Below are 15,568 nucleotides of genomic sequence, written 5' to 3'. Positions count from 1 at the left end.
TTATTTGCGATATTCATTATCGCCTCAATAGCACTTATTAAATATATCAGCTTTCTTTTTCTTGGTCAAGTCTATTTATGTGAATATCTCTTAATATTACAAATAAATCGTAATTTCAGTCCCCTTATCATTCGAATCTTTCACACTAATCTCTCCACCCATTGATGTCACTAGTTCCTGCACAATAGCGAGGCCAAGCCCATTACCTTCTATTTGTTTATTTCTAGACGGATCTACTCTATAGAAACGTTCAAATATTCTTTTTTTGTCTTGATTTGAAATACCAATACCAGTATCTGATACTGCTATAAAAAATCTTGTCTTTATTTTGCCTACTTCAACTACCATACGCCCATTATCAACATTATATTTAACAGCGTTTTGCAATAAATTACCTAAGATAGTGGCTATCTTATTTTTATCAAACTTTACATAAAGATCTTTTGTTATTCTCTTGTCTACTATTAAATTTTTACTTTTAATAGTACTACTTAATAAATCTAACTCATAATTTATCATAGCATCTAAATTGAAACTCGAAATATTTTCTTTGGGTTTTTGCCCTTTTGCTAATTTTAATATCTCTTGAATTAATACTTCTAATTTTTCACTTTCGTCATAAATAATATTTAAAAATTTGTTAGTTGTACTTGAATCAACAGATTCTTCTAAAAGAGTTTCAGCAAATCCTTTAATTGCTGTTACTGGTGTTTTCAATTCATGACTCACATTTCCGACAAATTCATTTTGCATTTTCTCTAATAATTTCAGCTCAGTTATATCATATAAAATTACGATTACTTGAAATTCTACATTGTTATTTGCTATATAGACGACCGTTGCATCAACCACTCTGTTTGTATTGGCAATTTCAACTTCATCTCTTTGCTTATCTTGTGTTTTAATGGCTTTTTCAATTAGTCCACTCAATTTGTATGTTTTAATATCATCAATATATGAATGTTGCTTACTTTCTATCTGTTGGCCTAATAATTTAGAAATCATATCATTTACGACTAGTACTTGTCTTTTATGATCAATTTGCATAACCCCAACTGTCAAATGTTCAATTAATTTTAGATAGTTATTATTTTGTACCTGATAGTGAATATTTCTTTTCTTTTGATAACTTTCAACACGATTAATGGCTTTCGATAATTCAAAATTGGGACTATCTGTATCTAGTAATACATGATAAGAATCTCCTTTATTGACTAAACTATTCAATATATTAGCCATTAATTCGGACTCAGCACCTGCTTTAGATGCTATTTTATAAAGTATAGCTATTTCAATCAAACTCAACACACTTACTCCAATAATACTATTCTTACTAAAAAGTTTCCCGGATACATCCCATAGAAGTGTCATACTAAATGTTAAATTTAGCAACAAGATTAACGTCGTAATTATCCATTTTAGTTTTTGTTTCATTTATTCTCCTCAAACTTATAGCCAAATCCTCGAACTGTCTTTAAATATAGGGGGTTTTTAGCATCTACTTCTAATTTTTCGCGTAAATGGCTCACATGCATATCTATCATCCTTGTTTGCCCTTCATAATCGTATCCCCAAACACCGCTCAATAACTTTTCTCTACTTAGCACACGTCCTGTTCGTTTAATAAAATATACTAAAAGTTCGAACTCTTTTGGTGTTAATGCAACTTTTTCATCATTTTTATAAACTGAATAGTTAGAAAAATCAATTTTAAAATCTTTAAATTCTCTCACTTCATTATCAATTTGTTCATCCTTAGATGAGTCATGTTCAGTACGTCTCAAAATAGCCTTAATTCTTGCTATTACTTCTCTTGGACTAAACGGTTTAGTCATATAATCGTCTGCACCAATTTCTAAACCAATTATTTTATTCAATTCATCATCTTTAGCCGTTAAAATGATTATTGGCGTTTTTACTTTTTCTTGTCTTAATTTTTTTGTAACTTCGATACCATCGTAACCAGGCAGCATCAAATCGAGAATAATGAAATCAAAATTTTGTTCTGTTGCTTTTTTAAATGCACTAGGCCCATCTATTGCTACATGCACTTCATAGTTCGCATTTTCTAGATTATACGTTAACAGCGTAACAATTGCTGGTTCATCATCTACAACTAAAATTTTTTTCATTATTTATCCCCCTGATAACTAAATTTATTTAATTATGACTAACCCTATTTCATATGGTGAGTCTGAAAATATCGCACTTTCTGTTATTTTTGTATCTCCACTAAATGTCCTAATTTTTAATCGACAATACGTTGAGCTACTCTGTAATGCTTCATACAATTCGGTTTCGTTTCTAACTTCAATGCCATTACATTGAACGACCACATCACCAACCTCTACGTCCATCTTTGAAGCTGGCGTACCTGGGCGTACCCCTACAATTAATATTCCTTCATTGGATTCTGCAAACCATTTTTCTTGTTTATTATCATGGCGTTTGATCATATATTGGCTGATACAATACGCAACTAATAGAACAATTAATCCATATATCCCCATTATTGGTATAAATATAGCCATTATCGCTAAACCTGTCCCTATAAAAGCTAAATATAAGTATTGTTTTTTTATAAATTTGATAGCTACTCTTGGTATTTCTTTATAGATACGTAATGATAGCCCAACAATTAATGGTAAAATAATGATGTTAAATTCTGTACCTGCTATATGAATAATTGGCCACCAAGAGAGTACACTATGGAATTGATCACCCGGTGTTAGAATTACAAGTGGCACCAGATACAGATCCTTCATACTAAACGACGATATATTTCGCCCTCGTTTACCTGACTGTGTGTTCGGCGATAAGGGACTATTTCTGAATAAATACAGCGCACAAGCAGTTATAAATAAAATGACTGTCCCTATCAGTAGAATCCCTGTCGTAAATTCAACGTGAAATTCTTCATATTTAAATATTTCAAAATTACTTAATTGAGATTTAGTCATCCCATATACTAGTCCCGATATAATAAATAGCGGAAAGATAGCATCAAATACTGGGTATAGTAGTAGTCCTAAAATCATAAAAATAGCATAAATAACTACCCAGTTAATAGGCAACATAACACCTAGTCCAAATAGTAACATTGATCCAATAATACTAAAAATAAAGCCTACTTTTATTGCATGACGTCCCTCATAAAAATCACTATCGACAGCTGTTCTAAATGCTTGTCTCTCTTTTTTAATTCTTCGTGTATACATACCATAAATCAGTATAATTGCTAACCAAAGCGTTGGTTGCATGAAAAAGTTTCCAATAATTTTAAGCGTTACCATAAATGCACCTATTTTCTTTAATATATAGTACTCAAATTATATCATGCTTTGTCATGATTCAAAAAAGATAATCATAATAACAAAAAAGACTGAATTTTGCATTTAGCAAAATCAGTCTTTTAAAATTTAATTAAATTTTAAGGAAACGACGCATTGAAACGAACGATCCTAAAGCACCAATAATTATCCCGATTGACACTAATAATAAATCAATTTCTGCCAAGAAAGTTCCTGGTGTTAATAATTGATAACTAGTTGATGCCAACGAAACTTGTAAACCGTTATAAATCCAAATATAGCCAAAATCAACTAAAATAATTGGAATGATAGCACCTAAAAGCCCAGTCCATGCACCTTCAAGTAAAAACGGCCATCTGATAAATCCATTCGTCGCACCTACTAGACGCATAATTCCAATCTCATTTCTTCGAGATAAAATTGTGATTCTAATCGTGTTAGAAATTAAGAATACTGCAACAAAGAGGAGTAAAGCACTAATAATCATACCCCATTTTTGGATATTACCAACTACTTTAAATAGTTTTTTAGCAGATGTGCCCCCAAAACTAGCATCATTTACATAATCTAAACTTTTAGCACGTTTTGCAATTTGCTCAGTTTGTTTTGGTTTTTTAGTTTGAACATCAAATGTATCATATAGTGGATTATCATCCCCACCAAATAACTTAAATTCATTACCATAACTACCAACAACTTGTTGTAATTGCTCCTTTTTACTTGAAAAAGTAACTTTTTTAACTTCTGAATAACTTTCAAGTTTCTTTTTCAAATCAGCCTGTTGATTCTTTGTTGTCTTTCGTTCAACAAACACTCTGACTTGAACATCGTTCTCAACATCAGATGCTAATTTATTTACGTTCATTAAGATTGAAAGTAACACCCCAACCAAAATTAACGTTACAGTAACAGCACTAATAGCAGCAACAGACATCCATCCATTACGACGTAAACTCTTAATACTTTCACCAAAATGACGCCTAAACGTTCTCATTTTCATAACCGTATTTTCCTCCTTCTTCATCTCGGGCAATACGGCCATCTTCAATAGCCAACAAACGATGTGGATATTTGTTCACAATAATACTATTATGAGTTGCCATGATAACTGTTGTCCCTTGTTCATTAACTTTTTCTAAAATTGACATAATATCATCTGACGTTTCAGGGTCTAAATTCCCCGTTGGTTCATCAGCAATTAAGACTTCTGGTTTATTTGCAACTGCACGTGCAATCGCAATTCTTTGTTGTTCACCACCAGATAATTCTTCCGGAAATTTATCCGCCTTGTCAGACAAATCAACAAGATCTAGCACGTAATCAACACGTTCTTTAATTTCTGCAGGTTCTTTTTCAATAACTTCTAACGCGTATGCAATATTTTCAAAAATTGTTAAACGAGGTAATAATTTGAAATCTTGGAATACAATTCCTAAATCTCTTCGTAAAAATGGTACTTCTTTTGGTTTCATCGTTTCTAAATGAAAATCATTTACTGTGATTTCACCAGATGTTGCTTGTTCTTCATGGTACATCATTTTTATAAATGTCGACTTTCCGGCACCACTAGGTCCAACCACATATACGAATTCACCTTGGTCAATTCGAAGATTAATATCATTGCTTGCAATAATATCATCAGAATATTGTTTAAATACATTTTTAAATTCTATCAAACAGTGAATCCTCCTGTGTCTATTTTCATAACATTTTCATTATAGCATGATTATTTACCTTTATATTGCAGTAGTCTTACAATTAAGTTTCATTTTTTAACTTGGATTTTCATTTTTTAATTTCCACTGTAAATAAGCATTAATAAATCCATCTATATCACCGTCCATTACCGCTTGAACATTACCAGTCTCAAAATCGGAACGATGATCCTTAACCATTGAGTATGGGTGGAACACATATGATCGAATCTGCGACCCCCATCCAATATCCATTTGTTCACCTTGAATGGCAGCACGTTCTTTTTCTTTTGCTTCCATTTCAAGTTGATATAACTTAGATTTCATCATACTTTCAGCCGTTGCCCTATTTTGAAATTGTGACCGCTGCGCTTGGCTCGAAGTTACTATCCCTGTTGGAATATGAATTAATCTAACTGCTGAAGATGTTTTATTAATATGTTGTCCACCAGCTCCGGATGATCTAAATACTTCCATTCTGATATCATCTTGATTTAATTCTATTTCGACTGAATCATCCAACTCTGGCATCACATCAACAGATGCAAAAGACGTGTGGCGTCGACCAGCAGCATCAAAAGGTGAAATACGAACTAATCGATGCACCCCTTTTTCACTCTTAAGATAACCATACGCGTTTACTCCCTTAATAAGAAGCGTCACACTTTTCAATCCCGCTTCATCGCCAGATTGATAATCTACTGTTTCGACGATTAGCCCACTTTTTTCAGCCCATCTCGTATACATTCTAAGTAACATTAATCCCCAATCCTGAGATTCGGTACCTCCTGCACCTGGATGGATTTCTAAAATAGCATTTCTGCTATCATAAGGTTCATTCAATAATAATCGTAATTGATACTTGTCGAGTGCTTTTTTTGTCTCGTTAAACAAGTCATCAAATTCTATTAGCATATCATTATCATTTTCTTCTTGTAATAATTCAAGCATGACTTGTAATTCTGATACCTTACTCTCTAAATCATGAAACGCATCATATTTACCTTTTAATTGATTGTTTTCGTCAATAACTTTTTGTGCTTCTTCTTGGTGATTCCAAAAATCTGGGTTAGCCATTCGTTCTTCATTTTCAGAAATACGTTCATTCAGCGTCTCTAAGTCAAAGAGACCCCCTGAAGTTAGTTATTTTTTGTTCCATTTCATTAATTTGTTTCCTATAATCGCTTAATTCCATCAATTTTCTCCTTAATTTACTAAAAAGAGTCACCTTCAAACTCTATCGAATTCGGAAGTGACTCTTTAATAATGTTCTCTGATTAACTTTTTGATTAACGTTTAATATTTTGTCTGATTTCAGCTTTCATAAATAAACGTGTCACTTCAAATTCTATTGCTCCAACGACTTCTTCGAACATTCTAAATCCATCTGATTGGTATTCAACTAGAGGGTTTAATTGTCCGTAGCCACGTAGTCCAATAGACTGACGAAGTTGATCCATTGCATCAATATGCGCTGTCCATTTATCATCAACAACACGTAACACAACCACTTTTTCAAATTCAAGCATTTGTGCTGCATCAACTAATTGATCTTCTTTAATTTCATAGTTCTTTTCAGCGCGGTCGACCAAGTAGGCTTCGATTTGGTTAGCATCTTTACCTTCTAAATCTGCCAATGAGATACTGTCTTCATTAACCATTGAAGAGACAGCAAAATCTACAATAGCTTGTAAATTCCATTCATTTTGGTCACCTTGCGTGTGCATCTGAACAATATGATTAACAGTACGTTGTATCATAGGCATAATAACAGGTTTTAATGTTTTTTCTTCCATAATAATTTGTTGTCTCTGGTTATAAATAACCTCACGTTGTTCACGCATAACATCATCATATTGTAAAACATTTTTACGTGTATCATAGTTATTACCTTCGACACGTTTTTGTGCTGATTCAACTTGTTTTGTAATCATACGACTTTGGATAACAGCGTCATCTTCAGTAATGTTCATACGTTCTAAGAAGCTCTTAATACGTTCTGAACCGAATCGTAACATCAAATCATCTTCCAAAGAAAGATAGAATTGTGTCATCCCATCATCCCCTTGACGGCCAGCACGGCCACGAAGTTGATTATCAATACGACGAGATTCATGGCGTTCTGTACCAATAACAGCTAATCCACCAATTTCTTTAACGCCAGGGCCTAATTTAATATCAGTTCCACGTCCGGCCATATTCGTAGCTATGGTAACAGCACCACGTTGTCCAGCATTTAAAATGATTTCAGCTTCACGTTCATGATTTTTAGCATTTAAGACAGCATGTGGAATTTCAGCATCATCTAACATTTGTGCCAATAATTCTGACGTTTCAACTGCTACAGTACCAATCAACATAGGTTGACCAGCTTCATGGCGTTCTTTGATATCAGCAATGACAGCTTTAAATTTGCTATTTAAAGATGGATACAATAAATCTGCTTTATCATCACGAATAATAGGTTTATTCGTTGGAATTTGAACAACTTCCATATTATAAATTTCACGGAATTCTTCTTCTTCAGTTTTAGCAGTACCCGTCATACCAGATAATTTCTTGTACATTCTAAAGAAATTTTGGTAAGTGATGTTAGCCATTGTTTTAGTTTCGTCTTCAATTTCAACATGTTCTTTAGCCTCGATAGCTTGATGAACACCATCAGAATAACGACGACCTTCCATAATACGACCAGTAAATTGATCAACAATCATAACTTCACCATCTTGTACAACATAATCTTTATCACGTAGCATAACAAAATTAGCCCGTAATGCATTATCCAAATGATGAGTCAAAATTGTATTATCTGTATCATATAAATTATCTAGTCCAAAATATTTTTCACCTTTACGAATTCCTTCTTCGGTTAATGAAATTGATTTTGATTCAAGATCAATTTTATAGTCTTCTTCTTCAGTTAACGTTTTAACAAAACGATCTGCACGAACATACATGGCAGTCGTCTTTTCAGCTTGACCAGAAATAATCAACGGTGTTCTAGCTTCATCAATCAAAATTGAATCAACTTCATCGACGATAACATAGTTTAAAGGTCTTTGAACCATATCTTCACGATAAACAACCATGTTATCACGTAAGTAATCAAAGCCTAATTCACTATTTGTTGAATAGGTAATATCAGCTGCGTAGGCTTCGCGCTTTTCTTCAGCTGTTTTTTCGTTAATATTCAATCCGACAGTTAAACCTAACCATGAATATAATTCGCCCATTTCTGTTGCATCACGGCTTGATAAATATTCATTAACAGTAACAACATGAACACCTAGACCTGAAATTGCATTTAAATAAACGGGCATAGTAGCTGTTAAAGTTTTACCTTCACCAGTTTTCATCTCCGCAATATCACCATTATTTAAAACCATTCCACCAATCATTTGCACACGGAATGGGTATAGTCCTAACACACGTTTTGCGGCTTCTCGTACCACTGCAAATGCTTCTGGTAAAAGATCATCAAGCGTTTCACCTTCTTGATATCTTGCTTTAAAAGCAGGTGTTTTAGCTTTTAGTTCATCATCAGATAATAAAGCCATCTCGTCGGCCATATTTTCAATATTATCGGCTATTTTGCCTAGTTTTCTTAATTCACGATTATCACTTTCAACCCATTGTCTTAATACATTTGCCATTTAGCTTTTCCCCTTATATATCAAACACATTTATTGAATTATTTTTAATTATAATATCATTTTTTATAGTATCACTAAATCAATAAATTTTAAACTAAAATAACAAAAAAGCCCTGAGTAGTTAACTTACTCAACAGGCTTTTCAAGGTTAGTTTAATCTTCAGCTTCAATTAAACCATAGCGACCATCTTTACGTTTGTAAACAATGTTAATACCCTCTGTATCAGCATCTTCGTAAATAAAGAAGTTATGGCTCAACATATCCATTTGTAAAATAGCTTCTTCACTATTCATTGGTTTTAAAGAAACATGCTTTGTCCGAACAACATCAAATTTGCTTACTTCATCAATAGAATCTGATTCTTCATCAGCAATTTCATTACGAATTTCAATATCTTTAATTCCCTTGCCTCTTGATTGGCGATTAATTTTAGTTTTATATTTGCGAATTTGACGTTCTAATTTATCAGTCACAAGATCAACACTTGAAAGTAAATCTTGTGATGTTTCTTCAGCTCGAAGGACGAGAGAAGGCATCGGAACTGTCACTTCAACTTTGGCCGTTTTATCTGAATAAACTTTTAAATTAACATGGGCCGTTGAATTAGATGTATCAGTAAAGTATTTTTCTAATTTAAATAATTTCTTTTCAACATAATCTCTAGTAACATCTGTAACTTCAACATTTTCACCGCGAATATTGTATTTTAACATAATAAACTCTCCCTTCAATCTACAGCAGGTAACGAAACTATTAATTACCTTACCGCTTGATTTAATTATAAGCGAATAGACTTAAATTTACAAATGATATCCCTTAACAAATCTATTTAAAACGCCATTGTAATCGTTAACAGTCATTTTAACTTTTGCTTAAATATATCATACTAATTTATTTAAAAATTGTACCTATTGTTCATTATCTTGCAAGGGTAATACTCTTAATGCTTTTAGCATTTTGTGCTAACAAAATATGGGCATAAAATAGTGTTCGGCCGGTAGTATAAATATCATCCACAATCAAAACAACTTTATCCGATAAATCTGGGCAATCTGGACTAAGTTCAAACGGTTGAATTAATTCAAGCCTTTGTTGCCTATTTTTATGCGATTGTTTTTCTTTAACCGTATTATTTCGCACTAAAAAATGATCATGCTTAATATCTAAAAGACCACAGACTTGATTAAATCCTCGATTATTTAACGTTTCAGAATCAACAGGTATCACCACGAGGTAATCAAAATCAATTGTTTCTATTTTGTGCTTTAATTGTACTTGAAAAATAGTTCTCAGCTGATAATCACCATTAAACTTATAATTTTTAATGATATCTTTCATAAAATCATTATAAATGTACAACGCTTGATTCTGAAAATTTAAATTAGGATAAATAAGTTGCCATTTCTTACAATCCGCACATAATTGTGGCCTATTTTGTTCTCGACCGCATCCTCTACAGGCTAACTGAGTATTAATCAATCGTAACTGCTCCTGGCATCTCTTACAAACTATCTTTTTTTCATAAGGTTTAGTCGATAATATAAATGCTAGCGTTAATTTTTGACTAAATGTATTATGACAAATCTGACAGTTTCTCATATCTTTAATTTCCTTGCTTTACGATTCATCGTTTTTATTTGTCCAACTGCCTTTTTTATTGAAATCGTGTAGTCACAACATAAAAAGATAACGTCACCAAACGGACGATTGACATTACGTCCCACTCTGCCAGCAATCTGAACTAACGCTGCCGTTGAAAAAGTTTTATCATCTGCACCCAGAACAAAAACATCCAGATTAGCAAATGTCACACCACGTTCTAAAATTGTTGTTGTGATTAGATACCGTAGTTCGCCTGTTCTAATTGCCTTAACTTTATCTAGTCTATCTGGATCTTCAGAATAAACAGTGTCCCCCTTTAAATTAGGAAACTTCTTTTTAAATGCTTCCATTACTGGTTCCAATAACCAAATTTTCGGCACAAAAATTAAAAATGGATCCTTACGTTTTAGCCACTCTGTCATTTTCAGTGTTAATTTTTTGGGTAAACGTCCTTTTTTTAAATTCTTTTCCCACGCTTTTTCAAATTTAATTTTAATTTCAGGCAATAATTGACCATGAAAGCGTATTGGTAAATAACTAACCGTTAATTGTTTTAAGCGAACCTCCTTTAACAGATCCTCACTTGGGGTTGCCGTTAAAAATAAACTTGCCCCTTTTTGTTTAGTTGCTTGTGTTGTTGCTTGAAGCAGTAATTGATTCTGTGCATATGGAAAGGCATCTACCTCATCAACTATCATAACGTCAAACGCTTTATGAAATCTTAACAATTGATGTGTTGTACAGATGACTAGTTGGGTATAACGGTATGGTTCCGTTGTCTTTCCGTGCAGCAAACAAATATCAATATTTTGAAATGCTGCCTGCAATCTCGGAAATAATTCAATACAAACATCGACCCGTGGTGATGCTAAACAGATGCGCTTACCATCCATAATAGCAGCTTCAATACCTTTGAATAGCATTTCTGTTTTACCAGCGCCGGTTACCGCCCACAGTAAATGCCGGGCACCCGAATTTTTAAAAATTTGTTTCACTTCATTAGCACATATTTCTTGGCTAGTCGTTAATTCTCCATTCCACGTCAATGGACTCCCTTTTTGAGTTGAAAACAAGTTGGGTTCAGGTATAGTATAAAGTGTAGTCGTAGTTGAAATACGTCCTAATATCATACAGTATGAACAATAGTACCGGTCACCTTGTAATTTATTTTCCTTTAAATTAAGTTGTGAAAGGCATCTGCGACAGATTAATTGTTTATCTTCAATACTAATTCCTGGGTACGACGTAAGTTCATCTAAATTAATAGTTTCGTCAATTTCTGAATCAGTTATTAAACGACCATACAAACTTGAAAGTGTCATTCTCCTCAATCCCTTCAATAAGTTTAAATACGCAAAGGAACCTTAATTATGTCAAAAAATTATTTAACAATTAAAGAATCTGGTTTAGCCACATTAATTGAAAAGAAGTCTTCCTTCATTTGTCGTGTCACTCGAATCGCGACAGAATCTGATGCAGTTGCTTTTATTGAATCAGTCAAGAAATTAGAACCTAAAGCAAGACATCACTGTTTTGCATACACATTTGGTACTGAGTCTGAAATCCAACGTCAAAGCGATGATGGTGAACCCTCTGGAACGGCTGGTGTTCCCATTCTAGAAGTTATTAAAAAAAATCAGCTTAAAAATATTTGTATCGTTGTTAGTCGAAAGTTTGGTGGTATTAAGCTAGGTGCTGGTGGTTTAATCCGTGCTTATAGTAATGCTGCTTCGCAGACGATTGAACAAATTGGTATCGTTGAACGTATTTTACAAACCGAACTTATTTGCCAAATTGCTTACCAAAATGTTGGAAAACTTGAAAATTATCTTGAAAAAAATTCAATTATAATCCAACACACAACCTATCTTGAAACAGTAGAAATAACTTTAGCAGTTGATAAAAATTTGATATTAACCTTACAAGATCAACTAATCAACCTACTCAATAACCAAATAACTTTTAAATTAGGCCAAGATTTATATAATGAAATTCAAGTTAAGTAAAAAGGATGCCCAATTACTGGACATCCTTTTTACTATCTATTTTTTTGAAGTCATCGTTTTAACAATTCTTTTAATCCAATTTAGCAGTGGCTTTCGTTTAGATCCAACTAATCCGATGGACTCTACGAATAGTTCTAGTCCCACTAATGTCGCAACTGACATTAGTATTGAACCCCAAATTGATGATATTGGATAAAGTAATGAAATAAATGAAAAAATTAACGCAATGCCATATATAACTAATACTGTCTGTCGATGCGTTAACCCCATTTGCATCAAACGATGATGTAAATGATGTTTGTCTGCTTGAGAGATAGGCTTTTTATTTAAAATCCGGCGTAACATTGCATAAACAGTATCCGTAATTGGTACACCCAATATTAAAACAGGCACAATAATAGAAATAAAAGTTGCATTTTTAAGTCCAGATAAAGAGAATACTGAAATCATAAATCCAATAAATAACGCGCCTGTATCCCCTAAGTAGATTCTAGCTGGAAAGAAATTATATGGCAAAAATCCAATCAGAGCAGCAACCAGCGTAAACATCATAATTGCAATATAACTATTTGTATTAACTAAAAAGAAATAGCCTACCAAACCACTTGTAAATAAATCAATAATGGAAACCCCAGTTGCTAAGCCATCTAATCCGTCTATTAAATTAATAGCATTTGTAATAGCTAAAATCCAAATAATTGTAATAGGGAAACTCATCCATCCTAAATTAATAATACCAAAATAAGGTAAAGTGAATGTCGTCATTCGCATATTTGAAAAAAAGTAGACGATCAAGGCGGCAACTGTGATGCCAAACATCTTTTGGCGTGGTTTTAATTCAAACTTATCATCTAAAACACCGGTGATAATAATTACCAATTCAGCAACAAACAGTGTCACTAACATTTTTATTGGATATTGATTTTTTAAAATAAAAAAATTCGTAAAGTTAAAAGCTATAAAAATGGCTAATCCACCCATTGTAGGCATTGAAACCTTATTTACTCGTCTATTATTTGGAACATCGACTGCTCCAATTTTAATTGAAAATAGTCTAATAACGGGAGTTAGCAACGCGGAGATAAGCGCTGTTGCGAAAAATGCTACGATAATTGGAAACATTTTGATATCTCTCCTTAAAAATATTCTGTCATAGTAGTCTTAACTATACCACGTTGTTAAATAAATACAAAAAAAGTATCAATTAAATTTAATTGATACTTTTCAATGTTTATTTTTTCAAATGATAATTATATGTTGCAACAATAATATTCTCGCGAGAATTTAAGACCGTTCTCAATCTTAAACTCGTTTGATTATGAAGAATATTTTGCCATGGTTTTCTTGGAACAAACTGTGGTACTAAGACTGTCGTTGTGAAGTTACGAGCAGCGGCATTCTTAGCAATAACATCTGTAAATTTCACAACAGGTGAAGCAATTGAACGATATGACGAATGTAAATCAACAAAACGAACACCAGGGAAACGTTCTTTAAATTCACGTTCCGTTTCATGTTCTTTTTCCGGATTTGTATCGAAAGAAACGTGCATTGCAATTACGTAGTCACCAATTGAACGTGCATAATTAATTGCACCCGTTGTAACATGCGTTACAGAACTAACTAACACGATAACTGTGGAGCCATCGTAATCATGAATTTCTGCTTCTTCTGTTAAACGTAATTGTTCGGCAACTTTATTGTAATGATCATTTATTTTATAGAATATAATATACATAACTGGCATGATAATAAAGAATGGCCATACTGTTGATAAGCGATATCTAAAGAGAATCAACAAAATACTAAATGAGATAAAGGCCCCTAAGAAATTGTAAAAGGCTTTCATAATCCAACCTTTTGGGCGATCATGATACCATTTTACAATCATCCCTGTCTGAGACAACGTAAACGGAATAAACACACCTACCGCATATAATGGAATTAATAATGACGTTGATCCATTAAATATAAATGTTAAAATAATTGATCCGGCCGCTAACGTGATAATTCCGTTAGAGTAGCCTAATCGATCACCTTTATCCATATACAAATGAGGCATAAATTTATCTTTAGCTAAATTAAACGCTAAAATTGGAAATGCCGAGAAACCTGTATTTGCAGCTAATACTAAAATCAATACTGTTGAAAATTGGAAAACGTAATACAAAATACCTTGTCCAAATGTTGTTTGTGCAATTTGTGAAAGAACAGTTACTTTTTCAGTAGGAATAATGCCATACCAATAGTTTAAGAATGTTATTCCACCAAAGAAGACTGCCAAAAGCGTCGCCATAATTGTTAAAGTAGCAGCAGCATTTTTAGCATGTGGTTTTTTGAAGAAAGGCACTGCATTACTAATTGCTTCAACACCAGTTAATGAAGATGATCCCGATGAGAATGCTTTCAAAAGTAAGGCTAGTGTAATTCCAGGAACGGCCGTACCCACAGCAGCTGTTGCGTGGTAAGGTACTTGACCTGTCATAATATTATAACCACCAACTAGTAACATCAATATAATCATAACCACGAAAAGATAAACAGGAATAGTTAAGAATGAAGCTGATTCCCGCAAGCCTCGTAAGTTCATTGCCATTACCAAAATAATAATAACCACTGAGATTGCTACTTGATGTCCATATAACGAAGGTACCGCAGAAATCAATGCCTCAGTCCCTGCGGAAACACTAACCGCTACTGTCAACATATAATCAATTAAAAGCGATCCACCAGAAATTAATCCAGCATTTTTACCTAAGTTTTTACTTGAGACAACATACGCGCCTCCACCCTTAGGATAAGCATGGATAATTTGGCGATACGAAATTGTAATTGAAGCCAATAAAACTAAGACTAACAATGCAATTGGTAATGAATACCAGATTGCCATTGCTGAAAAGCCCACTAAAACGGTAACAATTTGTTCCGTACCATACGCCACAGATGAGAGTGCATCTGACGATAAGAGCGCTAATGCCTTAAATTTTGATAATTGTTGATCTCCTTCTTCAGAAGATTTTAATGGCTTCCCAATTAAAAGTCTCTTTAAATAACGACGCATTTCTCTTTACCCCTTATGTTCTATATTTAAAAATCCATTCATAAATGATGCCAAAACAGCGCATTTATTTTACTGAATAGTTATTTTAATTACTAATTTCTATTCACCGAATTCACTCTATTTTACTCGTTTATTTTTAAATATACAATACTGCAAACAAACTTTATTTTCAGCATAAAAAAAGAGCTACTAATCCCAGAATAACACGGATTAATAGCTCTTAAATTTTCATCATTTTTT

The 15,568-nt window shown here is 33.1% G+C and carries 13 protein-coding genes; 1 reads left to right on the top strand and 12 read right to left on the bottom strand.

Annotation, left to right across the window (positions count from 1 at the left end; translation table 11 throughout):
• Positions 1–96: 96 nt before the first annotated feature.
• From AC1RPW_RS07345 to AC1RPW_RS07300, 10 genes are all read right to left on the bottom strand, one after another.
• Entirely contained in the window at positions 97–1,371 is a 1,275-nt protein-coding gene (locus tag AC1RPW_RS07345; RefSeq protein WP_481761965.1) for a sensor histidine kinase, read from the bottom strand.
• Between the two features lie 59 nt (positions 1,372–1,430).
• Positions 1,431–2,132, bottom strand: a complete 702-nt coding sequence (locus tag AC1RPW_RS07340) for a response regulator transcription factor (RefSeq protein ID WP_481761964.1) — start codon at positions 2,130–2,132, stop codon at positions 1,431–1,433.
• Positions 2,133–2,156: 24 nt separating this feature from the next.
• Entirely contained in the window at positions 2,157–3,293 is a 1,137-nt protein-coding gene (locus tag AC1RPW_RS07335; RefSeq protein ID WP_481761963.1) for a PDZ domain-containing protein, read from the bottom strand.
• A 130-nt stretch (positions 3,294–3,423) separates the two neighbouring features.
• Positions 3,424–4,311 carry a permease-like cell division protein FtsX gene (ftsX, locus tag AC1RPW_RS07330; RefSeq protein ID WP_481761962.1) on the bottom strand — a complete coding sequence of 296 codons (888 nt, stop codon included), beginning with the start codon at positions 4,309–4,311 and terminating at the stop codon, positions 3,424–3,426.
• Positions 4,292–4,987, bottom strand: coding sequence for a cell division ATP-binding protein FtsE (gene ftsE / locus AC1RPW_RS07325; protein ID WP_481761961.1), 696 nt, complete (start codon positions 4,985–4,987; stop codon positions 4,292–4,294). Before ftsE ends, ftsX begins: the two co-directional genes overlap by 20 nt.
• A gap of 96 nt (positions 4,988–5,083) precedes the next feature.
• Positions 5,084–6,200, bottom strand: a protein-coding gene (prfB, locus tag AC1RPW_RS07320) for a peptide chain release factor 2 (RefSeq protein ID WP_481761960.1) whose coding sequence is annotated in 2 segments (ribosomal slippage) — positions 5,084–6,127 and positions 6,129–6,200 — 1,116 coding nt in all. Because the reading frame shifts where the segments join, the coding sequence is not laid out codon by codon here.
• Positions 6,201–6,294: 94 nt separating this feature from the next.
• Positions 6,295–8,658, bottom strand: coding sequence for a preprotein translocase subunit SecA (secA, locus tag AC1RPW_RS07315; protein WP_481761959.1), 2,364 nt, complete (start codon positions 8,656–8,658; stop codon positions 6,295–6,297).
• A 153-nt stretch (positions 8,659–8,811) separates the two neighbouring features.
• Positions 8,812–9,372, bottom strand: coding sequence for a ribosome hibernation-promoting factor, HPF/YfiA family (hpf, locus tag AC1RPW_RS07310; protein ID WP_409021489.1), 561 nt, complete (start codon positions 9,370–9,372; stop codon positions 8,812–8,814).
• A 205-nt stretch (positions 9,373–9,577) separates the two neighbouring features.
• Positions 9,578–10,138, bottom strand: a complete 561-nt coding sequence (locus AC1RPW_RS07305) for a ComF family protein (RefSeq protein WP_481761958.1) — start codon at positions 10,136–10,138, stop codon at positions 9,578–9,580.
• A gap of 116 nt (positions 10,139–10,254) precedes the next feature.
• Positions 10,255–11,583, bottom strand: coding sequence for an ATP-dependent helicase ComFA (locus AC1RPW_RS07300; protein WP_481761957.1), 1,329 nt, complete (start codon positions 11,581–11,583; stop codon positions 10,255–10,257).
• Positions 11,584–11,631: 48 nt separating this feature from the next.
• On the opposite strand from AC1RPW_RS07300, the gene AC1RPW_RS07295 reads away from it, so the two are divergent.
• The gene (locus AC1RPW_RS07295) at positions 11,632–12,267 is read left to right on the top strand and encodes a YigZ family protein (RefSeq protein WP_481761956.1); all 636 of its coding nucleotides are present in this window, start codon (positions 11,632–11,634) and stop codon (positions 12,265–12,267) included.
• Between the two features lie 36 nt (positions 12,268–12,303).
• On the opposite strand, the gene AC1RPW_RS07290 is transcribed toward AC1RPW_RS07295, so the two are convergent.
• A complete protein-coding gene (locus tag AC1RPW_RS07290; protein WP_481761955.1) occupies positions 12,304–13,389 on the bottom strand; it encodes a glycosyltransferase family 4 protein in 1,086 nt (361 codons plus the stop codon).
• 109 nt (positions 13,390–13,498) lie between these two features.
• Positions 13,499–15,328 carry an APC family permease gene (locus AC1RPW_RS07285; RefSeq protein WP_481761954.1) on the bottom strand — a complete coding sequence of 610 codons (1,830 nt, stop codon included), beginning with the start codon at positions 15,326–15,328 and terminating at the stop codon, positions 13,499–13,501.
• Positions 15,329–15,568 lie beyond the last annotated feature (240 nt).

This window comes from Dellaglioa sp. CoH-55-MRSF-8 (assembly GCF_056782195.1).
This window is presented reverse-complemented; position numbering and strand designations above follow the sequence as displayed.

What these genes read in the sequence shown, in the direction of transcription:
- AC1RPW_RS07345 (WP_481761965.1), bottom strand. Translation starts at nt 1,371, where the DNA reads ATGACACTTCTATGGGATGTATCCGGGAAACTTTTTAGTAAGAATAGT.
- AC1RPW_RS07340 (WP_481761964.1), bottom strand. Translation starts at nt 2,132, where the DNA reads ATGAAAAAAATTTTAGTTGTAGATGATGAACCAGCAATTGTTACGCTG.
- AC1RPW_RS07335 (WP_481761963.1), bottom strand. Translation starts at nt 3,293, where the DNA reads ATGGTAACGCTTAAAATTATTGGAAACTTTTTCATGCAACCAACGCTT.
- ftsX (WP_481761962.1), bottom strand. Translation starts at nt 4,311, where the DNA reads ATGAAAATGAGAACGTTTAGGCGTCATTTTGGTGAAAGTATTAAGAGT.
- secA (WP_481761959.1), bottom strand. Translation starts at nt 8,658, where the DNA reads ATGGCAAATGTATTAAGACAATGGGTTGAAAGTGATAATCGTGAATTA.
- hpf (WP_409021489.1), bottom strand. Translation starts at nt 9,372, where the DNA reads ATGTTAAAATACAATATTCGCGGTGAAAATGTTGAAGTTACAGATGTT.
- AC1RPW_RS07300 (WP_481761957.1), bottom strand. Translation starts at nt 11,583, where the DNA reads ATGACACTTTCAAGTTTGTATGGTCGTTTAATAACTGATTCAGAAATT.
- AC1RPW_RS07295 (WP_481761956.1), top strand. Translation starts at nt 11,632, where the DNA reads ATGTCAAAAAATTATTTAACAATTAAAGAATCTGGTTTAGCCACATTA.
- AC1RPW_RS07290 (WP_481761955.1), bottom strand. Translation starts at nt 13,389, where the DNA reads ATGTTTCCAATTATCGTAGCATTTTTCGCAACAGCGCTTATCTCCGCG.
- AC1RPW_RS07285 (WP_481761954.1), bottom strand. Translation starts at nt 15,328, where the DNA reads ATGCGTCGTTATTTAAAGAGACTTTTAATTGGGAAGCCATTAAAATCT.